This window comes from Micromonospora sonchi, from assembly GCF_014646235.1.
GTDB lineage: Bacteria > Actinomycetota > Actinomycetes > Mycobacteriales > Micromonosporaceae > Micromonospora > Micromonospora sonchi.
In genome coordinates this window covers 33,633-56,978 of record NZ_BMNB01000016.1, presented here as the reverse complement: position 1 = coordinate 56,978, position 23,346 = coordinate 33,633, and the positions used below count along the sequence as shown (strand labels likewise).

Below are 23,346 nucleotides of genomic sequence, written 5' to 3'. Positions count from 1 at the left end.
TAACATTCGGCCGGCACGACGGGGCGTCGGGCGGCACGTTGTTAAAAGGGGGCCCTTCCTCTACCGGAGGCGTTAATAGGGGGCCCTTCCTTACACTCCCTACAGCTTTTCGGCGCGGGTGTGCAGGAGGTGGCGCACCTCGGCGAGGTCCTTGGGCGAGCTGCGGGCGGCCAGCCAGTACATGATGCCGGTGGGGATGAAGAAGAGCTGGAACGCGGCCAGCCCGACCGCGTAGTTCAACGGCGGTGGGAACGCCGCCCGCAGGGCGTGGAAGGCCACCCCGACCAGGCCGTTGCCGGCGGCCCGGCCGACCCCGTTGACCAGGTTGCCCAGGCTGTAGACCGTGCCCCGATGCTCGGGCGGGTTCGCGTCGGCGATCAACGCGAACCAGTTCGGCGAATTGGCCGAGGTCAGCGCCAGCGCGAGCAGCGCGGTGAGCAGGCTCAGCCCGACCGTGGGCTCGCTGACCACGCTGCCCAGCACCGCCCGCACCACCGCGCCGGTGCCGGCACCGTCCGGCACGTCGATCCGGATCGGCACGAAGAACAGCACCAGGTAGAACGGGACCGCGGCGAGGATGCCGACCGCCGCGACCAGGGCCCGACCCGACGGCGTACGCCGTTGCAGCGCGTCGCCGACCAGGCCGCCGACGATGGAGAGCACCCCTCCGAGCTGGAACAGGGTGGCGAAGACGCTGCCCACCACGATCGCCGTGGCCGACGAGTACCCCTGGTCGCGGGCCCGCTCGGCGAAGAGCACCGGTAGCCAGACCAACGAACCGAAGGCGGCCTGCGCGGTGAGGCCCTGCAGGATCAGCCAGCGATTGGTCCGGCGGCGCAGGACGGCGGGCAGGTCGGCGCGGCTGATCCGGTAGTCGTACTCCGCGCCGGCCGCCATCGCGTCGGCCAGTTCCGGTTCGCTCTGGCCCCGCCGGATGTCGTACGTGAACAGGTACGCCGCCGTGGCTGCCAGGCCGACGACGGTGAGCAGCAGGAACGGCCGACGCCAGTCAACCGCCCCGAGCAGCCCGCCGACCAGGGTGCCGGCCAGCGTGCCGGCGCCCTGGGAGAGGCCCCAGAAACTCATCACCAGACCCCGCCGCCGGGGCGAGATCAGGTCGGTGACCACCGAGAAACCGACCGAGCCGACCGCGCCGAGCCCGATCGCGGCCAGCAACTGGGCGACCAGGAAGGTCGGATAGTTGCCGGCCAGCGCGCTGCCGCCGGTGCCGGCCGCCCAGATCAGCGTACCGATCATGAGCAGCGGCTTGCGGTTGGTGCGGTCCCCGATGTACGCCCAGCCGACCGCCGCCACGGCGCTGACCAGGAAGCTGACCGCGGTGACCAGCCCGAGCAGGCGCTGCGGCACCGCGAAGGACTCCGCGATCGCGCCGTACAGCGGTGGCACCAGACCGATCGCCACGTTGTCCAGCGAGGCGAGCAGCACGAAGACCACGACGCTGTAGAACCGGTGCCCGGCGCCCCCACCCCACACCCGCGCGGGTCTGCCCCTGGTCCTGGTCATGCGGGCAGCCAACCAGGACCGGACAACGAGCCGGTCACCGGGTCGGGCCGCGCGCGGTGCCGACGCCGGTCACCGGGCCGGGCCGCGCGCGGTGTCGACGCCGGTCACCGAGGGCTGGTGCGCCGATCGTGCGCGTCCCGGATCGAGCGGCCACCGCACCACGTCGAGGCCACTCGATCCGGGATCGGACGGGTTCACCCCTGGGCCGGTCGGTCCAGGTGGCGTTCCCGGGCCTGCGCGTAGCGCTCCCGGATGGCGGGGACCGGTACGGCGGCGTACTCCTCGGTGCCGGCCGGGGTCCAGGACGGCGGCTCCGACCCGCCGAGGGCGAGCCAGGCGGCCTGGCGGGCGGCGCCGTCGGCGACGTACTCGCCGGGCGGCGGAACGACCACCGGGTAGCCGAAGACCTGCGGGGCGATCCGGCGTACCGCGGCGGAGCGGGCGCCGCCGCCGACCAGGATCACCCGGCGGACCACCGCACCCTGGGCGGCCAGCGCGTCGAGCCCGTCGGCGAGCGCGCAGAGCATCCCCTCCACGGCCGCCCGGGCCAGGTGGGCCGGGGTCGACGTGCGCAGGGTCAGCCCGTGCACCGACCCGGTCGCATCCGGCCGGTTCGGCGTACGCTCGCCCTCCAGGTACGGCACCATGACCAGACCGTCCGCACCGGGCGACGCGGACAGCGCCAGCTCCGCCAGCTCGTCCAGACCGACCCGGAGCAGGCCGGCGGCGGCATCCAGCACCCGCGCGGCGTTGAGCGTGGCGACCAGCGGCAGGAACCGGCCGGTCGCGTCGGCGAAGCCGGCGACGATGCCGCTCGGATCGGCCGCCGGGCTGTCCGCGACGCTGAAGACGGTGCCGGAGGTGCCGATCGACACCACCACGTCGCCGAGGCGCGCACCGACGCCGAAGCCGGCGGCGGCGTTGTCACCGGCGCCCGGCCCGAGCAGCGCCCCGCCGGCGCCGGACAACGCCGCGCCCGACGCAGCCGTCCCAGGGCCCGCGGCGGATGTGCCGGCACCCGCGAGGGCCGCCGGGTCGAGGTGGCCGGCGGCCTCGGCCGGGCCGAGTACGGTCGGCACCCGCAGTCGCCGGCCGAAGGCCTGCTCCAGCAGGTCGAAGCGGTACTCGCCGGTGGCCGGCGACCAGTAGCCGGTGCCGCTGGCGTCGCTGCGGTCGGTACGCAGCGTGTCCAGCCCGGGTGCACCGGCCAGTCGCCAGGTGAGCCAGTCGTGCGGTAGGCAGACGGCGGCCACCCGCTCGGCGTTCGCCGGCTCGTTCCGGGCCAGCCAGCGCAGTTTGGTCGCCGTGAAGCTGGCCACCGGCACGCTGCCCACCGCGTCGGCCCAGAACCGGCGTCCGGCCTCGCCGGCACCGGCCTCCTCGATCAGTTCCGCCGCGGCGCCGGCCGAGCGGGTGTCGTTCCACAGCAGGGCCGGGCGGACCACCTCCCCCGCCTCGTCCAGGCAGACCATGCCGTGCTGCTGGCCGGCGACGGAGACCGCGGCGACGTCGGCCAGCCCGCCGGCGGCGTCGACCGCCGTCCGGAGGGCGGACCACCAGGCCGTGGGGTCGACCTCGGTGCCGTCCGGGTGCGCGGCCCGCCCCTGCCGGACCAGGGTGCCGGTCTCCGCGTCCCGGACGACCACCTTGCAGGACTGGGTGGAGGAGTCCACCCCGGCGACGAGCGGCATGCCGACCGCCTCAGCGCGCGCCGAGCACGTGCTCGACGGCGAGCTGGTTGAGCCGGACGAAGCCGAAGCCCCGGGCGGCCGTCGCGTCGACGTCGAAGTCCTCGAACGCGGCGGTGTCGGCGAGCAGCTCGGGGTAGCCCTCACCGTCGCCCAGGGTCGGCACGCCCAGTTCGGCGACCTTGCTGGCGGCCAGCGCCTCGGCCACCTCCGGGTCGGCCCGGAACGCCGCGGCGCGCTCCTTCAGCAGCAGGTAGGTGCGCATGTTCGCCGCCGCCGAGACCCAGACCCCGTCGATGTCCTCGGTGCGGGAGGGCTTGTAGTCGAAGTGCCGCGGCCCCTCGTACGCCGGGCCGCCGCCGGGTGCGCCGTGCTCGAGCAGGTCGACCAGGGCGAACGCGTTGATCAGGTCACCGTGGCCGAAGACCAGGTCCTGGTCGTACTTGACGCCGCGCTGGCCGTTGAGGTCGATGTGGAACAGCTTGCCCTGCCAGAGCGCCTGGGCGATGCCGTGGGCGAAGTTCAGCCCGGCCATCTGCTCGTGGCCGACCTCCGGGTTGACGCCGACCCGCTCGGGGTGGGCGAGGGTGGAGATGAACGCCAGGGCGTGCCCGACGGTGGGCAGCAGGATGTCGCCGCGCGGCTCGTTGGGCTTGGGCTCCAGCGCGAAGCGCAGGTCGTAGCCGCGGTCGATGACGTACTGGCAGAGCAGGTCGACCGCCTCACGGTAGCGCTCGAGCGCGGCCTGCACGTCCTTGGCCAGGTCGTACTCGCTGCCCTCCCGGCCACCCCACATGACGAAGGTCTTGGCGCCCAACTCGGCCGCGAGGTCGACGTTGCGCAGCACCTTGCGCAGCGCGTACCGCCGGACGTCGCGGTCGTTGCTGGTGAAGCCGCCGTCCTTGAAGACGGGCTGCTGGAAGAGGTCCGTGGTGACCATCGGCACCACCAGGCCGGTCTCGTCCAGCGCCTTGCGGAACCGGGCGATCTGGCCGTCGCGGGTGGCGGCGTCGGAGCCGAAGGGGATCAGGTCGTCGTCGTGGAAGGTGACGCCGTACGCGCCCAGTTCGGCGAGCCGGTGCACCGACTCAACCGGGTCCAGCGGGGCTCGGCTGGCGTGGCCGAACGGGTCTCGGCCCTGCCAGCCGACCGTCCAGAGCCCGAAGGAGAACTTGTCGGCAGGGGTGGGACGGGGTGCCATGGCAGACCTCCGGTGATGTCGTCCGCTATTTGTTCAGTGGTTGAATTAAATGGCCGCGATGTGGCACTGTCAAGGGGTGAACCGAACCGCGCCCCCGGCCGGTGCGGTGCGACAGGGCAGCCTGCGCGAGCTGAATCTCGCCCTCGTGCTCGGCCGGATCGCCGCCGCGCCGAGCCCGCCGTCCCGGGCCGCGCTGGCCGCCGAAACCGGCCTGACCCGGGCCACGGTCTCGGCCGTGGTGGAGGATCTCGTCGCCGGCCGGCTGGTCACCGAGGCGGAGCCGACCCCCCGTGCCGGTGCCGGCCGGCCCGCCCGCGGGCTGGTGCTCGCCGGTGACGGCCCGGCCGGGCTCGGCCTGGAGATCAACGTCGACTACCTGGCGGCCTGCGTCGTCGATCTGGCCGGCGCGGTGCGGCACCATGTCGTGCACCGCGCCGACCTGCGGCCCGTCAGCGCGGACGACGCGCTCGGCCGGCTGGCCCGGCTCGCCGCCGGTGCCCGCGCCATCGCCGACGAGCAGGGCCTCACCCTGGCCGGCGCCGCGCTCGGGGTGCCCGGGCTGGTCGACGCGGCCGGCCAGGTCCGGCTCGCGCCGAACCTGGGCTGGCGGGACGTACCGGTGCCGGAGCTGTTGGCCGGCCATCCGCCGCTGACCGCGGCCGTCGACGGCGTGCCCGCGCTGGTGGTGGAGAACGAGGCCAACCTGGCCGCGTTGGCCGAACTGCACGCCGGCGCCGGGCCGGACAATTTCCTGCACGTCTCCGGAGAGGTCGGCATCGGGGCGGGGATCGTGCTCGACGGCGCCCTCTACCGGGGCAGTCGCGGCTGGAGCGGCGAGATCGGCCACATTCCGGTCCGCCCGGACGGTCCCGCCTGCCGGTGCGGCGGCCGTGGTTGTCTGGAACGCTACGCCGGGCAGGAGGCCATCCTCTCGGCGGCCGGTCTGGCCGGCGCCGACCTGCCGGCCGACACCGCGCCGACCCGGCTGGCCCAGCTCGCCGAGGCCGGAGAGGTCACCGTGCTGAACGCCCTGCACGAGGCCGGCACGGCACTCGGCGTCACCGCGGCCAGCGTGGTCAACCTGCTGGACCTCGACACCGTGGTGCTCGGCGGCGGCTACGCCCCGCTCACCCCATGGCTGCGGCCGCCGATGCTCGCCGAGATCGATCGCCGGGTGCTGACGGCGGCCTGGTCGCCGGTCACCGTCCGGCCGGCCACCCTCGGCGCGACGGCCGCCGCGGTGGGCGCGGCCGGGTCGGTGGTACGCCGCATCATCGCGCGTCCCGCCGGCTGGCTGGCCCGGGTCGGGTCCTGACACGACCCGGGGACCCTCGTGCCCGGTTCCGCCGCGGCCGGGGCTGCTGCTGCCGGGTCAGGCCGTCCGGGAAACGGCACTCTCCCCCGCCGACCAGGTGCGCAGCGCCTGGTCGGCGCCGCCGCGGGTCTCCGGCAACTGCGGCCTGCGGGGTTGCTCCTCCGGCTGCGGCACCAGCGGTGACACCGACCGGACGACCCGTGCGCGAGCCACCTCGTCGAACTCCCGCAACCCGCGCAGCAGCGCCTCGCGCCCCTCGGGCGTCATGTCGGCCAGGATCGTCGCCAGGTGCTGCCGGCGGTCGTCGCGCAGCTCGGCGAGGAGCCGACGGGCCTCGGCGGTCAGGTGCAGCGAGATCTCCCGCCGGTCCGCCCGGCCGGGCTCCCGCTCCAACATCCCGGCGGCGACCAACCGGTCACACAGCCGACTGGCCGAGGAGAGCAGCATGTCCAGCCCGGCGGCCAACCGGCGCAGGTTGATCCCGTCCTGCCGCTCGACGAGCATGACGGCACGAAGCTGGGCGGTGGAGATCCGGTTCGCCGTCCGCTCCCGAGCACCGTCCCAGACGGTCAGCAGCGCACCCGCCACGGTGTCCAGCTCGGCAGCCATACTCATCTCGGGTCCTGGTGGACCATGCAGTTCCGCCATGGTGGGCCTGAGCGTACTCCGATTTTGTCGGCGAATGGGCTTGTGATCAAGGAGAAGCCATGAGCGAGCCGGTCGACCGGGCCCGTGCCGCCCTTGTCGCCGCCCCCGTAGATCTCCTGGTCGGGCGCGTCGCGACGCTGCTGGAGCGGGAGTACGGCAGCACCGACATCGAGCTCTTCCAGGTGGACTACCGGCTGGCGGCCCTGATCCCGCTCGGCGGCGGGGAGGAGGTGCGGGCACCGGGCCACCCCGCCTGGCGCTGCTTCGACCACCAGAGTCCGGTGTACGCCGACGGCACCGGCTACCTGCCGGTGAGCATGCGCGGGGAACGGCGCGGCGTGCTCAGGGTGGCCCGGGTCGCCGACGAGGGCCAACTGGCCGGGTTGTCGGAGATCGCCACCGCGCTGGCGCACGAACTCGCGGCCGTCGACCCCGGCACCGATGTGTACCGGGTCGCCCGGCGCAGCCGGCGCCTCACCCTCGCCGCCGAGGTGCAGTGGGAGCTGTTACCCGGGCGCAGCCGGAGCCGGCCCTCGTTCAGCCTGGCCGGCCAGTTGGAACCGGCCTACGCGGTACGCGGCGACAGCTTCGACTGGTCCGACGACGGGGATCGGGTCTGGGCCGCCACGATCAACGGCATGGGCGAGGGCGTCACGGCGTCGATGCTCACCACCCTCGCCACCTGCGCATTGCGCAACGCCCGCCGGGCCGGCATCTCGCTGGCCGACCAGGCCGCGCTGGCGGATCAGGCGATCTACGACCTGCACGGGGGCGAACAGTACGTCGCCACGCTGCTGCTGGAACTCAACCTGCGCAGCGGGCTGCTGACCGCCGTCGACGCCGGCTCGCCCCGACTCGTCCTGCTCCGTCGGGGCGAGGTCAGTGTGCAGCGGCTTGAGGAGCAGTTCCCGCTCGGGATGTTCGAGGGGACGCACTACCGTGAGCAGCACATCCGGCTGGAACCCCACGATCGACTCTTCATGATCAGCGACGGGGTGCTCGAGGCGACCGGGCAGAACGTGCGGTACGGCGAGACCGCGCTGGACCGGATGCTTCGCCGTACCACTCCGATGAGCCCGTTGGACGCGGTGCGTTCCATCCTCGGCGACCTGCGGGCGTTCGTGGCCGGCGACCTGACCGACGACGCCGTGGTGGTCTGCCTGGACTGGTTCGGGCCGCAGGCCGACCAGAAGCTCCGACCAGCCTGATCAGTACGCCCCCCGACCGTTGGCCACCGCGCCGATGGTCTTCCAGAGGATGCTCAGGTCGGCCGCCAGCGACCAGTTCTCCACGTAGTAGAGGTCCAGCCGGATGCCGTCCTCCCAGCTCAGGTCGGACCGGCCGCTGACCTGCCAGAGCCCGGTCATGCCGGGCTTGACCAGCAGCCGGCGGGCCACGTCGCCGTCGTAGCGGGCGACCTCGGAGGGCAGCGGCGGCCGGGGACCGACCAGGCTCATCTGGCCGCGTACGACGTTGAGCAGTTGCGGAAGCTCGTCCAGTGACCACTTGCGCAGCAGCCGGCCGACCCGGGTCACCCGCGGATCGTCCCGCATCTTGAACATCAGGCCGTCGGTCTCGTTGCGGGAGGTCAACTCCGCCAACAGCGCGTCCGCGTTCATCACCATGGTCCGGAACTTGAAGACCCCGAACTCCCGGCCGCCCAGCCCGACCCGGGTCTGCCGGAACAGCACCGGACCCCGGCTGTCCAGCTTCACGGCCAGCGCGATGACCACCAGCACCGGCAGCAGCAGGATCAGCGCCACCAGCGACACCGACCGGTCGACGAAGCCCTTGACGAGTTGGCGCGCCCCACGGAACTCCGGCGCCTCCACGTGGATCAGGGGCAGGCCGGCGACCGGGCGGGTATGGATGCGCGGACCCGCGACGTCGGTCAGCGCCGGGGCCAGCACCAGGTCGATGCCGGTGCCTTCCAACTGCCAACCGAGGCGGCGCAGCCGGGTGGCGGTGAGCTCGCCGGAGGCGGTGACGGCCACGGTGTCCGCGCCGATCGCGTCGGCCGCCTCGGGGATGCCCCGGAAGGAGCCGACCACCGGTACGTCGCCGAGCCGCTGGGCCACCGGGGCCAGCAGGGCGTCCGGAATACACGCACCCACCACCTGGTAGCCCGCGTACGGCTCGCGGCGCAGGGTGTGCACCAGATCGAGCACGTGGGTGGTGTCGCCGACCACCAGCACCCGCCGCGACCAGCCCGTGCCCCGCGACCGGGCCCGGTGCAGGCGCTTGCGGGCGGCGAACCGGGCCACCTCGAGGCCGATCGTGCCGACGGCGAACGAGATCGCCAGGAAGCCTCGGGAGACGCCGACGTCGGCCACGTAGCCGGCGATGGCGACGGCGCCGGCCAGCCGGAGACTGGCCATGCTGACCCGGCGGTACTCGTCCGCGCCGTAGCCGATCACCCGGTTGTCGTAACAGCGCATGACCTTGAGGCTGACCAGCCAGGCCAACAGCAGCCCCGGGGCGACCAGGACGTACGGCACGTTACCTGGCGTGGAGTCGCCGAACCTGGCCGCGTAGCCGACGAGCACCGCGCCGGTGAGCACGACGGTGTCCAGCACGACCAGGCTCCGCAGGTAGCTTCGCTGATCGCCGCGCACGGAAGCGCCTGACGAGGCGCCCGCCGGGTGCGGTGACGATCTGGCGGGGGTCAATAGCGTCGTCGAGGTCACCAGGCCTCCCACATCGCTCGCCGACGGCATGGACCCACCCCTGACCGAGGCCGGATCCACCGGTGCACGACGACATCCTGCCCTGACAACTATGGCGACCGATTGCGTCGGACTTATTGCCGTCACTTTCCGAGGCGGCGGACGAGCGAAAAAGGGCCGGTGGTACCGGTTTATCCGGTACCACCGGCCCCTTGCCGGACGATCAGGTTTCAGGCTTGCCGGGCGATCAGGTCAGGCAGGTGCCTTCCGCAGCGCGATGGCCCGCAGGAAGATGTCGCCGATCTTGGTGGGGTCCTGGGCGATGAAGGCGTGGCCACCCGCACCCTCCTCGGCGACGGTGTCCAGCTCCGACTTGCTGACCTCGTCGCCGATCCCGATGATGATCACCTGAATCGGCTGCTCCGGGTCCCGGAGCTTCTTCAGCTCGGAGAGCAGCTGCCGCTGGGAGATGCCGTCGTCGTCCTCGTTCTTGCCGTCGGTGAAGAGCACGATCGAGTTGACCTTGCCCGGCTCCCACTTCTGCTGGACGTCCTTGTACGCGGCCAGCATCGTGTCGTACAGGCCGGTGTCACCGCTCGACGAGACGACCGTGTCCAGGGACCGCTCCAGGGTGCCGCGCTGCCGCGACAGCGGACCGATGGGCACCACCTCGCGGTAGTCGCGGGAGCCCTCGAGCCTGGTCGAGAACACCCAGAGGCCGATCGACCAGGAGTCGTCGAACAGGTTCAGGCCGCGCCGGGCCGCCTCCACGGTGACCTGCTGCCGGGTCGCGCCATTGGCGGTCGGCACCGGCTTCTTCATCGAACCGGAGACGTCGATGATGCAGAGCATCCGGCCGGAGAGGGTGGCGATGGACCAGCTGGAGACGGCACGTTCCACCGCGTCCGGCGCCAGCCCGCCGGCGGCGATCCCGCCCTGCGCTGGCGGGGCGGCGGAGGCATCCCCGCCGGCCGGGCTCGGTGCGCCCTGCGGCGGTTCGAAGCCGTCGCCCCAGCTACCGTCCGGCGCCCGCAGCGCCTGCGCGGCCAGCCGGTTCTTGAACGACGCCGTGGTGAGCACCTCGAACAGCACCCGCGCGGCGGAGGCCTTGGCCGGCTCGATGCCCGGCAGCACCGCGTACGGGTAGTCCAGCGGCAACGGTGCCGGCTTCAGGTAGAGCGCCGCCAACGGCACGGGAGGCTTGCGAGCGTTGTACTGGATGACATCCTCCTCGGACAGCGCCGCCGCGCCGAGGGCGCTGGCCAGCGTGGTGCCGTCCGAGGAGGTCGGGAACTTGGCGAGCAGATCCTGCCGCAGCGCCGAGGCCCCCGAGGCCAGGGCCCGCAGCGCGCCGACGCGGTCCTGCTCGGCGGTGGCGCCACCGGAGGAGGAGGCGGCTGTCATCAGCGAGAGCAGGCCGGACAGGCCGGCGGCGTCCCGGGTCGGCTCGACGATGCCGGTCTTCAGCGGGCGATCGCTGTTGACCCGGGTCAACAGGTCGGTCCAGCCCAACTCCTTCTGCGGCCAGCCCAGCCGGGTGGCGATCGGCTCCGGCATGGCGACCACCACCGGGCTGCTCGCGACGGACGCGCCGTTGCCCGGTTCGAAGGCTGCGGCGCCACCGGTCTTGAGCCGCAGCAACCAGGTCGAGGAATCCGGGATCCAGACGTCCGGGCTCACCGCGGTGCCGCTCGCCTGACCCACTCCGGCCAGGGTCGCGCCGTGCTTGGCCGCCACCACCGCGGCCACCTCGACCGGGTCGGAGGCCGCCACGGTCACGTCGATGCAGGTCCCGTCGACGGCCGCGCCCTTCTCCTCCCACTCGGTGGCCGCCTCGTCGACCGCCGGCGCGAGCTCGCTCGCCACCGCCACCGCCAGCTCGATCTTGCCAGAGCAGTCGGGACCGGTGAGTTGGCGGTAGCCCACCCAACCCCCGGCGGTGACGACGAGAACACCGACCGCGGCTGCGGCGGCGGCACCGTGGAAACCTGAACGCATGCGATGGCGGCCTGCTGACACGCAGACCATCTTGCGTACCCGGCCGGGCGACTGCCATGGCCGTTCGGACGAAAGTTACCGAGGAGAAACAGTTTACCTGGAATTAGTAACTCTGAGTGACGATTCGGCGGCGTAATGTGGATGCACCAATGCCCAACGCCCCGATCAGGGCAGAACGCATGTAGGACTCGGAACGACCATCGGCTCGCCGATCGCCACCGGCACACCGGTCGCCCGGTCCACCCGGAAGGTACGGACCATGTCCGCCCGCTCGTCGGCGACGTAGAGGTGCTCCCCGACCAGCACGAAGTGCCGAGGCCATTCACCGCCGGTCGCCACCTCGTCGACCAGTTCCGGCAGGCCCGATCCGAGCGCGAAGACAGCCAGCGTGCCCACCCCCCGGTTGGCCACGTAGAGGAAGCGGCCGTCCGCGCCCACGGCGAGCTCCGACGGCTGGACGTGCCCGGCCCGGCCGCTGGCGTCGACGTGGCCCCGCTGGTGCAGGGCACCGTCGTCGGTCAGCTCGCACGCCAGGACCGACCCGTCCAGCTCACCCGAGACGTAGCAGCGCCGCCCGTCCGGATGCCGGACGAGGTGCCGTGGCCCGGTGCCGGGCGGCGTACGCACCCGTGGCGCTCGGGGCACCAGCCGCCCGGAGGCGACGTCCAGGTCGTACCGGTAGATCGAGTCGGTGCCCAGGTCGACCGCGAGCAGCGGCTGGCGCCCGGCCCCGGGCGAGACCATGTGCGTGTGCGCCCGTTCCTGACGCTCCGGATCGACCCCGTGCCCCTGGTGCTCCACCAGATCGGTGCGCTCGCCGGGCACCCCGTCGGCGTCCAGCGGGAAGACCGACACGCTGCCGCCACCGTAGTTGGCCACGAACAGGTGCCCGCCGTCCGCGGCGACCGCCAGGTGGCACGGCTCCGCCCCGCCCGTCGGCCACGAGCCGATCGGCCCCAGACCGCCGTCCTCGGCCACCCGCCACGCACTGATCTCGCCGGTGGGCAGCTCGTTGACCGCGTACAGCACCGGCCGGCTCGGATGACGGGCGAGGAACGACGGCGACGCGGTGGCCGCGACGGTGCCCAGCGAGGTCAGCTCGCCGGTGGCCGGGTCACGCCGGGCCGCGACGATGCCGGTGGCGCGACCCCCGCTCTGCTCGGTGTACCCGCCGATGAGCACGACCTCGTCCCGACCCGCCATTGCCTCCGCCCTTCCGTCGATTCCACCAGTTGCCCCACAGCGGCGGGTTAGGCATCCCGTCCTCGGGGCCTGCCGCGACGCGCCGCCGGTCAGATCGCCGAGACCGGTTCGCCCCGCTGCCGGGCCACGTGCTCCACCAGGGAGATCAACACCGTCTTACCGGACTGCCGGTCGCGGGCGTCACAGAGCACCATCGGCACCTCGGGGTCGAGATCCAACGCCCGGCGCACGGAATCCAGGCTGAACCGGCGGGAACCATCGAAGCAGTTGACTCCGACCACGAACGGGATGCCCCGCTGCTCGAAGTAGTCGATCGAGGGGAAACAGTCGGCGAGCCGGCGGGTGTCGGCGAGCACCACCGCGCCGAGGGCGCCGAAGGCCAACTCGTCCCACAGGAACCAGAACCGGTCCTGTCCCGGCGTACCGAAGAGGTACAGCTGCAGATCGTCGTTGATGGTGATCCGCCCGAAGTCCATCGCCACCGTGGTGGTCGACTTGGTCTCCACGCCGGAGAGGTCGTCGGTCTCGACGCCGGCACCGGTCAGGATCTCCTCGGTCTGCAACGGCCGGACCTCGCTCAACGCACTGACCAGCGTCGTCTTGCCGGCGCCGAAGCCACCGGCGATGAGTATCTTCAGCGCGATCGGGACGTGGCCCCGCCGCTCGGCGTCATAACGCACGGAGTCCATCGACTACCGCCTTGAGGATGTCGTTGTCGGGCAGGTATGTGGCACGCGGTGGCTGATGCACGGACACCAGTCCCCGGGACAGCAGATCACCGAGTAGCACCCGGACCACACCGACGGCGAGATCCAGATCGGCGGCGAGTTCCACCAGCGGGGTTCCCCGGCCGGCCAACTCCACCAGCAGCCGGTGTTCCGGGTGCAACTCCGGGTAGGCGGCAAGGTCCGGATCCGGCCGTGCCAGCACGTACGCCACCAGGTCGAAGCCGTTTCCGTCAGGCCACACCCGGCCGCCGGTCAGGGTGTACGGCCGCACCACCGGGCCAGCGTCGTCGTCGAGCCATTCGTGCTGGTGCCCGGGTAATTCAGTCCGCATCGGCGGCACCCACCGACGCGCGGGCCGGCACTTGCAGGTTCTCACCCACCCGGGTCACCAACATCGCCATCTCGTACGCCACCAGGCCGATGTCCGCGTCGGTGTCGCTGTCCACCGCCAGACACGTCCCCTGTCCCGCCGCGGTGACGAAGAGGTACGCGGATTCCATCTCCACCACCGTCTGGCGGACCGGCCCGCCGTCGAGATGTCGGCTGGCGCCCCGGGCCAGGCTGGCGAGGCCGGCGGCCAGGGCGCACAGATGCTCGGCGTCGGCCCGGTCCAGCCCCGCGGAGGAGCCGAGCATCAGGCCGTCCGCCGAGAGCACCACGGCTCGCCGCGCGGTCGGCACCCGCTCCACCAGATCGTCGAGCAACCAGTCGAGATCGGCATTCTGCTTCATCGATCGCATCAGGTTTCCCTCTCAGTCGTGGTCGGGGATACCGCGGTCACCGGACCGCCGGTCGGCGGATCCGTCCGCTCGGTGCTCCGGTCCTGGTGCACGCCGTCGGTCACGTGCTCGGCGATCACCCCCGCGCGGACGGGCGCGGTCACGTGCTCGGCGGCTGTCCCGTCGGCGCGGGCGGCGGCGCTGCTCTTCCCGGCTGCGGTCACCTCCCGGCCGGCGGCGGCCAGCCGGCCGCGCGCCGTCCCGCTCTGGAGGGCCGACATGACCCGGCGCGCCTCCTCCGGGCTGCGCGGTGACGGGTCGCCGACCGGCTCCGTCCGAGGCACCACCACGGGCTGCTGCACGGTCGGTTCGTCCAGGGCCGCCCTACGCGCCGGTCGCGCGGTCACCGCCGGCAGCCGGACCGTCGGCGCGTCCACCCCGACCCGCTCGGTCACCGGCGCCACCAACCGCTCCGTGGGCGCACTCCGCACGGCCGACTCCGCCGAGGACCCCGAGCCCGCCGGGGCGACCGACTCCGCCGGGGCGACCGACGCGCCGGCGACGGTAGCCGGGCGATGCCGCCGGATCCGGCGGGGCAGCCCGTCGGCTTCGCCCTCCCCCACCGTCGAATGCTGGTCCGGGCCACCGAGGTGCGCCGCGAGTGGGCCGGGCGACCGCTCCCGGCCACCGGAGGACGCCGGTTCGGAGCGGGTCGCCGACCTGCTCCGCTGCCGGGGCACCGTGATCAGCCGCGTGGCCCGAGTCAGCCGCCGGTGTTGTTGGGTGACGGCGGTGTCCTCCACCGGCGACGCGTCCGGCTCGGGCAGTGGCGAGGGCTCGACGGTGATCAGGTCGGTGGGGATCAGCACCACCGCGGTCAGGCCGGTGCCGTCCGACGGGCGCAGCCGCACCCGGACGTTGTGCCGGGCGGCCAGCCGCGCCACCACGAACAGTCCGAACCGGGCGGTCTCCGCCGGATCGAACTCCGGTGACCGGGCCAGCTTCCGGTTGGCCTCCTCGACGGCGGCAGGACTCATGCCGAGGCCCTGATCGGAGACCGACAGGGCGTACCCGTGCGCGACGTGCTCGCCGGAAACCTCCACCCGGGAGTCGGGCGGCGAGAACGTGGTGGCGTTCTCCATCAACTCGGCGAGCAGATGGATGATGTCGCCCACCACCCGACCGAGCGTGCCGGCGGGCTGCACGGTGGTGATGTCGATCCGGTCGTACGACTCGACCTCGGAGATCGCCCCCCGGATCAGGTCGACCATCGCGACCGGGCTACGCCAGCCCCGGCCGGGTGCGGCATCGGCGAGGATCACCAGGTCCTCCGCATGCCGCCGCAGCCGGGTGGCGAGGTGGTCGACCCGGAACAGCTCGGCCAGGTGGTCCGGGTCCTCTGCGTCGCGTTCCAGCCGGTCGAGCAGGGCGAGCTGGCGGTGCACCAGGCTCTGGCTGCGGCGGGCGATGTTCAGGAAGACCTCGTTGAGCCCGCGGCGCAGCGAGACCTCGACCATGGCGGCCTGGATCGCGACCTTCTGCACCTCCGTGAACGCCTGTGCCACCTGGCCGATCTCGTCGGCGCCCCGGTCCGCCACCAGCGTCTCCCGGGCGACGTCGACCTGCTCGCCGCGGCGCAACCGCTCCACCACGTCCGGCAGCCGCCGCTCGGCGGTCTCCTTGAGCGTCCCGCGTACCAGGGTGAGCCGCTGCGCGAGGGATCGACCGACCCGCAGCGCCACCACCAGCGAGACCACGACGGCGATCAGCCCGAGCAGCCCGGCGGCGGCCAGCCGCGCCAGGGTCTGTACCGCCATCGGCACCGACCGGTCGGCCAACCCGTCGGCCTGGGTCAGTTCGAAGTCCCGCAGCGACCGCTGGACGGTGTCGTAGCTGGCCTGCCACGCCTGCGGGTCGACGGTGGGCGGCGCCGAAGGGCCGGCGGCGATCAGCTCGTCCTGCATCGTCCGCAGCCGGCCGAATGCCTCCTGCTCGGCCAACCGCTGGTACGCCGCCTGGTCCGGCTCGGGCAGGTCGGCCACTGCGGACTCGACCAGGAACCACTGGTTGCCGATGCTCCGGACGAGCATGGCGTGCTCCCGCTTGGCGAAGGCACCGCTGGTGAGCGCCCCGGCCAGCAGAGCGTCCGTCTGCCCGAGCAACTCGCGCGAGCGTCCGAGGTCCGTCAGGGCCAGCGCCTCCCGGTTGACATCCTGGTCCGGCAGGTTCGCCAGTGCTTCGAACGTCTGGAACGCCGCCGCGACCATTCCGCTGTAGAGGTCGATCGCGCCGACCCGGTCCAGCTCCCGGCGATCGATGGAGTCGCGCCCCGCCGGCAGCGTCTCAAGCCGCTCCAACAGTCGGTCCAGCCGGGCCTCGAGCAGTTCGCCGGCGGCATCGCGCAGCTTCTCTCCACCTGCCCGGCGGCGCAGCTCGGCCACCGCCGAGTCGGTACGGGTCCGCTGTTCCGTCAGCGCGGGCAGCACACACCCCGCCAGCGACCGCTCGCAGGTGGAGCGAGCCGTGGCGAGGTGCACCATCGAGAGTCGCCGCTCCCGTTGCAGCTCGGCCACCACGGTCTCGCCCGGTCGGCCCAGGTCGTAGAGGAGGGTGCGGGCGGCGAGCAGGTCGAGCGCCGGTCCGAAGGTGAGGGTGGTGGCGAATATCCACAGTGCCAGCAACGCGGTCACCGGCACCACGACCAGCGCGGTCAGCTTGGAGCGAATCGGCCAGTCGCGGGTGTTCAATCGGACCTCGCCCGGAAGGGGTGGCTGGAAGGGCTCCGGCACGGCCGGGCAGCGCCGTCGCCGGTACGCGCCCCGGTTGCCCCACCGGGACGCCGGCTCGGGCGCCTTGGGCAGGATACGTAATCCGCGCCGGGCGCACTACCGTCCGTCGAGACTACCGGTACGGTGACGGCCTCCGGAGTGCCGCCGCCCGGCCGGATTCCGCCACGCGACACGCCGATCCGGCCGCCCTTCATTCCGGTTGTCGCCGCCACGATCTTCGTCCGTGCGGCCGACGCGTCACGCCTTTCGGCCCGATTCACGTGGTAAAGCGGGTGCCCCGTTGTCCGGCATCCGCCCGCCGCCGCCCAAGCCGGGCGAGGAAAGTGCTCCGGAACGGGATTGGCGATCAGTGGACGGAGGGAATACCTGCAGGCGAAGGAGGAACCATGTCGCCCACGCAGATAGTCGTCACCGTCCTCGTCATCCTGCTCGTCGCCGTCGTCGTCACGGCCGCCGTCGTCGCGGGCCGCCGCCGGGCGCTGAGGCAGCGCTTCGGCCCCGAGTACGACCACGTCGTGGCCGAGCGGGACAGCCGCAGCGAGGCCGAGCGGGAACTGCGTGACCGGGAACGCCGGCACGCCGAACTCCAACTGGTCCCACTCACCCCGGACGTGCGCGCCCGGTACGCCGAGGCCTGGGAGGAACTCCAGGTCCGGTTCGTCGACTCCCCCGCCGAGACCGTCGGCCAGGCCGACGAACTGGTCACCCGACTCATCGCCGACCGGGGATACCCCACTGGTGACTTCTCCGACCAGATCGCCCATCTGTCCGTCGAACACGCCCGCACGCTCAGCCACTACCGGGACGCCCACGAGATCCACCTGCGCAACTCCCAGGGAGAGGCCAGCACCGAGGACCTTCGCCAAGCCATCGTCCACTACCGCGCCCTCTTCGCCGACCTGCTGGGTGACGAGCCGACCGCGACCCGGACGCCCGACGAGCCGGTCGCGCCCCGGACGCCGGAGCAGCGCCGTGCCGACGCCACCCAGGACGCCACCAACCGCTGAGGAGACCACCATGCGGCAGGAAGAGCAACAGCTCAACAACGATCACCCCGAGGCCGTCCGGTCCGCCCCCGTGGCGGTGCCACCGGTCGACGACCACGACGTGGCCGACGACGTCTACGAGCCGGCGGACCGCGACCGGCCCGACGCCGACCGTGCCCGTCCCTCAGATGGCCGTTCCGACGCCGACGGCGAGCGCGTCGAATTCCACCAGCCCGCCCCCGTGCCCACCGCCTTCGGCGCGACCACCGTCGGCGGCGCGGTAGCCGCGTCGGCGCTGGCCAGCCCGCGTCCCGAGGACGAGCGGGACCCCCGCGAGGAGGGCACCGCCCGGCCCGGCGACGGCGCGATCGACGGCGAACGCGAGGGATGGCGAGCCGACCCCGAGGCCGAGTTCGATCGGACGCACGACCACGACGTCGAGGCGGCGGCGGCCGGCGGCGCCGGCTACGGCAGCGCCGCCCCGACGATGGTGGATCCGGACACCCGGTCCCCGAACGACAGTGGGCCGGGCACGGAAGCGGCGACCCTGCCGGCGGGTGCGGCGAGCCTGTTCGACGAGTCGACCGCGCAGGGCTTCCGGAACCGCTGGCGCGACGTCCAGCTGCGTTTCGTGGACGACCCGCAGGCCGCGGCCGGCGAGGCGCAGTCGCTGGTCGACGAGGCCATGCAGGCCCTGTCCGCCGCGCTGGCGGAGCACAAGAACAAGCTCGGTGGCTGGCAGGAGGCGGGCTCGACCGACACCGAGCAGCTGCGCGTGGCCGTACGCGAGTACCGCGACTTCCTCGACCGGGTGCTCGGGCGCTGATCGCGGACATCGGGCGGGCGTTCCGAGCGGACGCCCGCCCTCGGCGTGCCGGCGGCAGGCATGGCCACCGGTCAGCTGGGTACGCGGAAGCAGCCGTGGAGGACCGGCCGCGGACAGGAGGGCAGCAACGATGACAGATCGCGACCCGCGACGGCCACTGGAGGAGCGCCCCGAGGTGGCCGCGGCGGTGGACGACGACACCGGTGTTCCTGAGCTGATGACCCAGGGCGGGCCCGGCCGGGACAACCCGGCCTTCGCCGAGCCCGGCGAACAATCCGATCGGGGCGGGCCGACCGAGGACATCATCGCCGACCCCTACGCCGCGGGTACCGGGGCGACGGGGACCGGCACCGGCGCCAGCACCATCCGTACCGGCGCGGAGCAGCCCTGGGACCCGGAGGACCTGGTGATGGCCCGGGGCCAGGACCCGACCCCGGAGAACATCGACCGCGCCCGACGGGACCTGACCGAGATCGGCCAGGCCGCCATCGAGAAAACCGTCCCGTAAGGAGGTAAGGAAGGGCCCCTTCTTAACGCCTGGTGTATAGGAAGGGTCCCCTCCTAACATCCGCCGGGCCGCGCGCCCGCCATCCGACGGGCCGCGCGGTGAGGGGCCCCTGGCCCGACCGGTGCGGTCGGACCAGGGGCCCGGGGAACCTGCCGCCGCAGTGCCTCACCTACTGCTGGCGGCGGGTGTGCCTGGCCGTCAGGAGAGCGGCGGGTAGGCGTTGCGCATCAGCTCGGCGAACTGCGCCGGGAACCAGGCGCCCGAGATCGGGGCGTCGGCCAGGGCGCCGCTGCGGTTGTTGCCGTTGCGGGCGTTGCCGGTGTAGGTCGGGTCGCACATCCGGTCGAAGCCCTTGCCGTCGTTGTTGGGGATCTCCCGGCTGGAGCCGTCCGACTCACCCGGGGGCTTGATCCAGACGTACGCGTCGATGCCCGCCTCCGGCGCGGCCTTCGGCCGCTCGCCCAGACCGGCACCGGCCTGGTTGCACCAGTTGCCCTTGTGGATGCGGCGGTCGACCCGGCCACCGTCGATGTAGGCGTCCACGCTGGTCGTCGGACCGGCTGCGGTGGGCCGGGCGCTACCGCCCCAACCGTTGCGGGAGGTGTCGATCAGCATGCCGATGTTGCGGTCGAAGCCCCTGTTGATCAGCTCCTGGCGGAACGCCTGGGCGAAGGACAGCTCGTCGTTGTAGTAGTTCCAGTCGATCCACTTGGACTGCCGCACCGTCTGCCCGTTGACCGAGTCGGTGACCTTCGCGTACGGCTCACGCAGCGCCGAGTAGTTGGCGGTGTTCACGATGAAGCCGTGCACGTTGGCGACCGTGGAGCCGGAGGCACCCGCGGCCTCGCGCAGAACGCCGGCCGACGGGCCGAAGTTGGTGTCCCAGCCGAGCCAGCCGTGGTGGCCGGCGTCGATGTAGTTGTAGACGTTCGAGATCGCGCCCAGCTTGGCCAGGGCGTAGCCGACACCCTGGACGTACGCACCGTTGGCCTTGACCGTGTCGCACATCACGGTGCCGCCCGCGTTGCCCGTGGTGTTGGTCACCAGGTTGGGCAGCGAGTCGATCTCGATGATGTTGATGATCCGGAGGTTGCGGTACTTCGCGTCAGCCTGGATAGCCGCGATCGGGTCGATGTACTCCGCCTTGTACCTCGGCAGCTCGTCCGCCTTCAGCTCACCGTTCGAGGCGAGCGCCGAGCAGTCGCGGCCGGGCAGGTTGTAGATGACGACCTGGATGTACTGCGCGTTCTGCCGCAGCGCCTCGTCCAGGTGGTCACGCAGGCCCATCGGGCCGTTGGACTGGCTGTCCGCGGTTCCGTTGATCGCCGCGATCCGGTCCAGCCACACGCCGGTCGGGGTGTTCGACACCCGGTTGCCGCCGCTGACCGACTCGGCCTTGACCTTCCACTCCGGGTTCACGTAGCCCCGGGCGTTCAGGTAGGGGTTGTCCACCTTCGCACCGGCGGGCGGCGGCGTGGTGGTCGGCGGCGGAGCCGTGGTGGGCGGCGGAGCCGTGGTGGGCGGAGTCGAGGTCGGCGGGGAGGTCGTCGGCGGGGCCGTGGTCGGCGGGGTGCCGCCATTGCAGGTGACCCCGTTGATCGTGAAGGAGGTGGGCCGCGGGTTGCTGCCGCTCCAGCTGCCGTTGAACCCGATGGTCGTGCTCGCGCCCCGGGCGAGCGAGCCGTTGTAGGACTCGTTCTGCGCGGTGACGTTACGGCCCGACTGGCTCCACCGGGCCGACCAGCCCTGGGTGACGCGCTGGTTGGCGTCGGGGAACGTGAAGCCGAGGCTCCAGCTGGTCAGCGGGTCGCCGATGTTCCTGATGGTGATGTTGGCGGTGAAGCCACCCTGCCAGTCGTTGGTCGTGTAGGACACGTCGCACTGCGTAGCCGCGTGCGCCGCGGTGACCGGAATCGTCACCAGACCGCCCGCGACCAGCGCGCTCGCGCCGGCCAGCGCGACGGCCCGGCGAGGGCCGGACAGTTTTCTCCACACATTCATGCCACTGATCTCCTTGGGCGAGACCGGATCCGCGTACGGCCCGGCACGTGGCGCCAAGGCGTCCTGGGAGGACCGCCTCCGGCACCAACGGGAATTTCGGGGTGCCCGACCCGGACGGGCGTTGGTGGTGGTGCGACGACCGGTGCGTCACCGGTCGGGCGGCGGGTGATCGTCCGGTTCAGCCCCGGTTGCCCTCGACACCCTGCCTACGCGGTGTGGGCTCCCCTAACCGCGTGCAGCGATTCTTGCATGGGAGCGCTTCCATGGCAATGGTTCGATATTTTCGAAACCGTACCGGGGCAAAATACCGCAACTCGCCCCCTCGCGGCCTTCCACCCCGGCCAGCGGGTCGACGGGTCGAACGCCCAGCCCGCAGGCGAACCGGATCGCCGACGCCGGGCAGCGCCTCCGGCAAGGCCATACGCCGCATCATTGCTCATCCCGGACCGAAACTGCCAGGTGCTGACCAAGAGGTCTTCTACCTACAGAAGCGATCTAGCGCCAAAACGCGAGTCTTAGCCCTCATAAGTCGTGAAACGGTCTAACGTCGGTTCTGGCTCGGTTGTTGCCGGCCGCAGGACAACCAGGGATGGGAGTGACGCAGGTCATGGCTAAGAAGGTGCTTGGAAAAATGGTGGCGGGGGCGGCCCTCGGCGGTGCCTCCCTGCTGGTGTTCGCGCCCGGGGTCGCGTTCGCCGACGGCCAGCATCATGAGGACGAGGGCAAGGTCCACGCCAAGCCGCACGCCGTCAAGCCCGGCGAAAAGGTCAAGCTGGTCGAAATCTGCAAGAAGCCGCAGGAGCACGCCTTCGTCTGGTCCAAGGTGACCGGCAAGGTCAAGCTCGAGCCGGCCCGCGAGGGCCACGAGCGGGGCGAGGACGACTACTCCGAGCGCGGCGAGCACCGCGACCAGTGGCGGGACGACTCAGGCCGGGAACACGACAAGGACTGGAAGGGCGACGAGGACAGGAAGGACGACAAGGACTGGAAGGGCGGCGAGGAGCACGGGGAGTGGAAGTCCGGCGAGGGCCGCGAGGAGGACAAGGGCCACGAAGAAGGCAAGGGCCGCGAGGAAGACAAGGGCCACGAGGAAGACAAGGGCCACGAAGGAGACAAGGGCCACGAAGAAGGCAAGGGCGGCGAAGAAGGGCACAAGCCAGACGCGGAGGGTGGCGCTGGTGGCGGTGCCGCCGACGACCGCGGCTGGAAGGGCGAGGAGCACGGCCAGGATGCGGAGGGCCGCGAGCGGACCGAGCACGAAGGCGAGAAGCGCGACGGGTACGACAAGCGCGAGAAGCGCGACGAGTACCGCGAGCACGACAAGGACGGCGAGTACCGCGAGCACGACAAGGACGGCGAGTACCGCGAGCACGACAAGGACGGCGAGCACGGCGAGTACCGCGAGCACCGCGAGTACGACGAGTACAACAAGTACGGCGAGTACGGCGAGTACGGCGAGCACGGCAAGCACGGCGAGCACGGCAAGCACGGCGAGCACGGCAAGCACGGCAAGCACGGCGAGCACGGCAAGCACGGCAAGCGCGGCGAGCACGGCGAGCACGGCGAGTACGGCGAGCACGGCGAGGCCGACCGCTGGGAGCACAAGAAGGACTTCGTCTACTACGGCGAAGCCTGGGTCGACAAGCACGCCGAGCCCGGGAAGTACAAGCTGGAGGGCTCCTGCGGCGAGGGCGAGCTGGTCGTCCTGCCACACGGCGGCGTGAAGGCTGGCGACGGCGGCACCGCCACCGGAGCCGACCGGGGTATGGCTGCCGGCGGGGCGAGCCTGATCGGCGCGGCCGCTCTCGGTGGCCTCGTGCTGCTGCGTCGGCGCCGGGCCGATGAGTTCGCGGCCTGACCCGACGGCGAGAGGGGCCGGCGGCCGCCACGGTGGACCGTGGCGCGCCGCCGGCGCCGCCGTCGTCCTCCTGCTCGCCATGGTGGGCTCGGGGCTGATCGGCGCCTCGCTGAACGGCGACACCGTCCGCCCGCCTCAGCCCGTGGCACGGGCCGGAACCGGGCCCGCGACCCCGGCGGCGGAGGTCGGAACCGGTGACGTCGACCGGGAGCCGGCCGGCCTGCCCCGCTCCGCCCCCACCACGATCAGCATCCCCCGGATCGGCGTCGACGCGGACATCATGGCGCTCGGCACCAACCCGGACGGCAGCGTTCAGGTGCCCCCGCTGGACCAGGCCCTGCTCGCTGGCTGGTACGAACCAGGACCGAGTCCGGGCGAAGTGGGCAACGCGGTCATCGTCGGGCACGTCGACTCGGCCGCGATCGGTCCCGCGGTTTTCTTCTCCCTTGGCGCCCTGCAACCCGGCGACATCATCACGGTCCGCCGGCTGGACGGCCGCTCGGCCGACTTTCGGGTCGACTCGGTGTCGTCCCACTCGAAGAATGCCTTCCCCACCGAGCAGGTGTATGGCCCGAACGACCAGCCCGGGTTGCGGGTGATCACCTGCGGTGGCCAGTTCGACGAGGCGACCGGCGACTACCTCGACAACGTGATCGTCTTCGCCTCGCTGGTGCGGTGAGCGAGCCAC

Annotated in this window: 19 protein-coding genes; 7 read left to right on the top strand and 12 right to left on the bottom strand. The window is 72.2% G+C overall.

Going from position 1 to position 23,346, the window contains the following annotated elements; translation table 11 throughout:
* Positions 1–99: 99 nt before the first annotated feature.
* The 3 genes from IEY61_RS17920 to xylA all read right to left on the bottom strand — a co-directional run bounded on the left by IEY61_RS17920 (position 100) and on the right by xylA (position 4,413).
* Entirely contained in the window at positions 100–1,524 is a 1,425-nt protein-coding gene (locus tag IEY61_RS17920) for an MFS transporter (RefSeq protein WP_189045802.1), read from the bottom strand.
* Positions 1,525–1,718: 194 nt separating this feature from the next.
* Positions 1,719–3,215 carry a xylulokinase gene (gene xylB / locus IEY61_RS17915; RefSeq protein ID WP_189045800.1) on the bottom strand — a complete coding sequence of 499 codons (1,497 nt, stop codon included), beginning with the start codon at positions 3,213–3,215 and terminating at the stop codon, positions 1,719–1,721.
* A 10-nt stretch (positions 3,216–3,225) separates the two neighbouring features.
* Positions 3,226–4,413 carry a xylose isomerase gene (xylA, locus tag IEY61_RS17910; RefSeq protein ID WP_189045798.1) on the bottom strand — a complete coding sequence of 396 codons (1,188 nt, stop codon included), beginning with the start codon at positions 4,411–4,413 and terminating at the stop codon, positions 3,226–3,228.
* 49 nt (positions 4,414–4,462) lie between these two features.
* Between xylA and IEY61_RS17905 the strand changes: the two genes are divergently transcribed.
* On the top strand, positions 4,463–5,728 hold the full coding sequence (locus tag IEY61_RS17905; protein ID WP_189045796.1) for an ROK family transcriptional regulator: 1,266 nt from the start codon (positions 4,463–4,465) through the stop codon (positions 5,726–5,728).
* 57 nt (positions 5,729–5,785) lie between these two features.
* Here IEY61_RS17905 and IEY61_RS17900 read toward each other — a convergent pair whose 3' ends face one another.
* Positions 5,786–6,343 carry a MarR family winged helix-turn-helix transcriptional regulator gene (locus IEY61_RS17900; RefSeq protein WP_229706007.1) on the bottom strand — a complete coding sequence of 186 codons (558 nt, stop codon included), beginning with the start codon at positions 6,341–6,343 and terminating at the stop codon, positions 5,786–5,788.
* 92 nt (positions 6,344–6,435) lie between these two features.
* On the opposite strand from IEY61_RS17900, the gene IEY61_RS17895 reads away from it, so the two are divergent.
* Positions 6,436–7,584, top strand: coding sequence for a PP2C family protein-serine/threonine phosphatase (locus tag IEY61_RS17895; RefSeq protein ID WP_189045794.1), 1,149 nt, complete (start codon positions 6,436–6,438; stop codon positions 7,582–7,584).
* On the opposite strand, the gene IEY61_RS17890 is transcribed toward IEY61_RS17895, so the two are convergent.
* The 7 genes from IEY61_RS17890 to IEY61_RS17860 form a co-directional block, all read right to left on the bottom strand.
* Entirely contained in the window at positions 7,585–9,063 is a 1,479-nt protein-coding gene (locus IEY61_RS17890; RefSeq protein WP_189045792.1) for a sugar transferase, read from the bottom strand. It abuts the gene before it with no gap.
* Between the two features lie 231 nt (positions 9,064–9,294).
* Positions 9,295–11,061 (bottom strand): VWA domain-containing protein, encoded by a 1,767-nt coding sequence (locus tag IEY61_RS17885; RefSeq protein WP_189045790.1) that lies wholly within the window; start codon positions 11,059–11,061, stop codon positions 9,295–9,297.
* Positions 11,062–11,205: 144 nt separating this feature from the next.
* Positions 11,206–12,243 (bottom strand): lactonase family protein, encoded by a 1,038-nt coding sequence (locus IEY61_RS17880; RefSeq protein WP_189045788.1) that lies wholly within the window; start codon positions 12,241–12,243, stop codon positions 11,206–11,208.
* An 89-nt stretch (positions 12,244–12,332) separates the two neighbouring features.
* Positions 12,333–12,932, bottom strand: a complete 600-nt coding sequence (locus IEY61_RS17875) for a GTP-binding protein (protein WP_189045786.1) — start codon at positions 12,930–12,932, stop codon at positions 12,333–12,335.
* Entirely contained in the window at positions 12,913–13,302 is a 390-nt protein-coding gene (locus IEY61_RS17870) for a DUF742 domain-containing protein (RefSeq protein WP_189045784.1), read from the bottom strand. Before IEY61_RS17870 ends, IEY61_RS17875 begins: the two co-directional genes overlap by 20 nt.
* Entirely contained in the window at positions 13,292–13,711 is a 420-nt protein-coding gene (locus IEY61_RS17865) for a roadblock/LC7 domain-containing protein (protein WP_189045782.1), read from the bottom strand. Before IEY61_RS17865 ends, IEY61_RS17870 begins: the two co-directional genes overlap by 11 nt.
* Positions 13,711–16,437 carry a sensor histidine kinase gene (locus tag IEY61_RS17860; protein WP_189045780.1) on the bottom strand — a complete coding sequence of 909 codons (2,727 nt, stop codon included), beginning with the start codon at positions 16,435–16,437 and terminating at the stop codon, positions 13,711–13,713. Before IEY61_RS17860 ends, IEY61_RS17865 begins: the two co-directional genes overlap by 1 nt.
* 428 nt (positions 16,438–16,865) lie before the next feature.
* On the opposite strand from IEY61_RS17860, the gene IEY61_RS17855 reads away from it, so the two are divergent.
* The 3 genes from IEY61_RS17855 (at position 16,866) to IEY61_RS17845 (ending at position 18,799) form a co-directional block, all read left to right on the top strand.
* Positions 16,866–17,486, top strand: coding sequence for a hypothetical protein (locus IEY61_RS17855; RefSeq protein ID WP_189045777.1), 621 nt, complete (start codon positions 16,866–16,868; stop codon positions 17,484–17,486).
* A 10-nt stretch (positions 17,487–17,496) separates the two neighbouring features.
* Entirely contained in the window at positions 17,497–18,291 is a 795-nt protein-coding gene (locus IEY61_RS17850) for a hypothetical protein (protein WP_189045775.1), read from the top strand.
* 130 nt (positions 18,292–18,421) lie between these two features.
* Positions 18,422–18,799, top strand: coding sequence for a hypothetical protein (locus IEY61_RS17845; protein WP_189045773.1), 378 nt, complete (start codon positions 18,422–18,424; stop codon positions 18,797–18,799).
* A gap of 198 nt (positions 18,800–18,997) precedes the next feature.
* On the opposite strand, the gene IEY61_RS17840 is transcribed toward IEY61_RS17845, so the two are convergent.
* Positions 18,998–20,800, bottom strand: a complete 1,803-nt coding sequence (locus IEY61_RS17840) for a glycoside hydrolase family 6 protein (protein ID WP_189045770.1) — start codon at positions 20,798–20,800, stop codon at positions 18,998–19,000.
* A 607-nt stretch (positions 20,801–21,407) separates the two neighbouring features.
* On the opposite strand from IEY61_RS17840, the gene IEY61_RS17835 reads away from it, so the two are divergent.
* The gene (locus tag IEY61_RS17835; RefSeq protein ID WP_189045768.1) at positions 21,408–22,658 is read left to right on the top strand and encodes a hypothetical protein; all 1,251 of its coding nucleotides are present in this window, start codon (positions 21,408–21,410) and stop codon (positions 22,656–22,658) included.
* Entirely contained in the window at positions 22,642–23,337 is a 696-nt protein-coding gene (locus tag IEY61_RS17830) for a class F sortase (protein WP_189045766.1), read from the top strand. The genes IEY61_RS17835 and IEY61_RS17830 overlap by 17 nt, the downstream gene beginning before the upstream one ends.
* Positions 23,338–23,346 lie beyond the last annotated feature (9 nt).

Excerpts from the sequence above, each read along its gene's own strand:
- IEY61_RS17850 (WP_189045775.1), top strand. The coding sequence starts at position 17,497 with ATGCGGCAGGAAGAGCAACAGCTCAACAACGATCACCCCGAGGCCGTC.
- xylB (WP_189045800.1), bottom strand. The coding sequence starts at position 3,215 with ATGCCGCTCGTCGCCGGGGTGGACTCCTCCACCCAGTCCTGCAAGGTG.
- IEY61_RS17845 (WP_189045773.1), top strand. The coding sequence starts at position 18,422 with ATGACAGATCGCGACCCGCGACGGCCACTGGAGGAGCGCCCCGAGGTG.
- IEY61_RS17900 (WP_229706007.1), bottom strand. The coding sequence starts at position 6,343 with ATGAGTATGGCTGCCGAGCTGGACACCGTGGCGGGTGCGCTGCTGACC.
- IEY61_RS17875 (WP_189045786.1), bottom strand. The coding sequence starts at position 12,932 with ATGGACTCCGTGCGTTATGACGCCGAGCGGCGGGGCCACGTCCCGATC.
- IEY61_RS17880 (WP_189045788.1), bottom strand. The coding sequence starts at position 12,243 with ATGGCGGGTCGGGACGAGGTCGTGCTCATCGGCGGGTACACCGAGCAG.
- IEY61_RS17855 (WP_189045777.1), top strand. The coding sequence starts at position 16,866 with ATGTCGCCCACGCAGATAGTCGTCACCGTCCTCGTCATCCTGCTCGTC.
- IEY61_RS17920 (WP_189045802.1), bottom strand. The coding sequence starts at position 1,524 with ATGACCAGGACCAGGGGCAGACCCGCGCGGGTGTGGGGTGGGGGCGCC.
- IEY61_RS17835 (WP_189045768.1), top strand. The coding sequence starts at position 21,408 with ATGGCTAAGAAGGTGCTTGGAAAAATGGTGGCGGGGGCGGCCCTCGGC.
- IEY61_RS17870 (WP_189045784.1), bottom strand. The coding sequence starts at position 13,302 with ATGCGGACTGAATTACCCGGGCACCAGCACGAATGGCTCGACGACGAC.
- IEY61_RS17830 (WP_189045766.1), top strand. The coding sequence starts at position 22,642 with ATGAGTTCGCGGCCTGACCCGACGGCGAGAGGGGCCGGCGGCCGCCAC.
- xylA (WP_189045798.1), bottom strand. The coding sequence starts at position 4,413 with ATGGCACCCCGTCCCACCCCTGCCGACAAGTTCTCCTTCGGGCTCTGG.
- IEY61_RS17840 (WP_189045770.1), bottom strand. The coding sequence starts at position 20,800 with ATGAATGTGTGGAGAAAACTGTCCGGCCCTCGCCGGGCCGTCGCGCTG.
- IEY61_RS17905 (WP_189045796.1), top strand. The coding sequence starts at position 4,463 with ATGGCCGCGATGTGGCACTGTCAAGGGGTGAACCGAACCGCGCCCCCG.
- IEY61_RS17895 (WP_189045794.1), top strand. The coding sequence starts at position 6,436 with ATGAGCGAGCCGGTCGACCGGGCCCGTGCCGCCCTTGTCGCCGCCCCC.
- IEY61_RS17865 (WP_189045782.1), bottom strand. The coding sequence starts at position 13,711 with ATGCGATCGATGAAGCAGAATGCCGATCTCGACTGGTTGCTCGACGAT.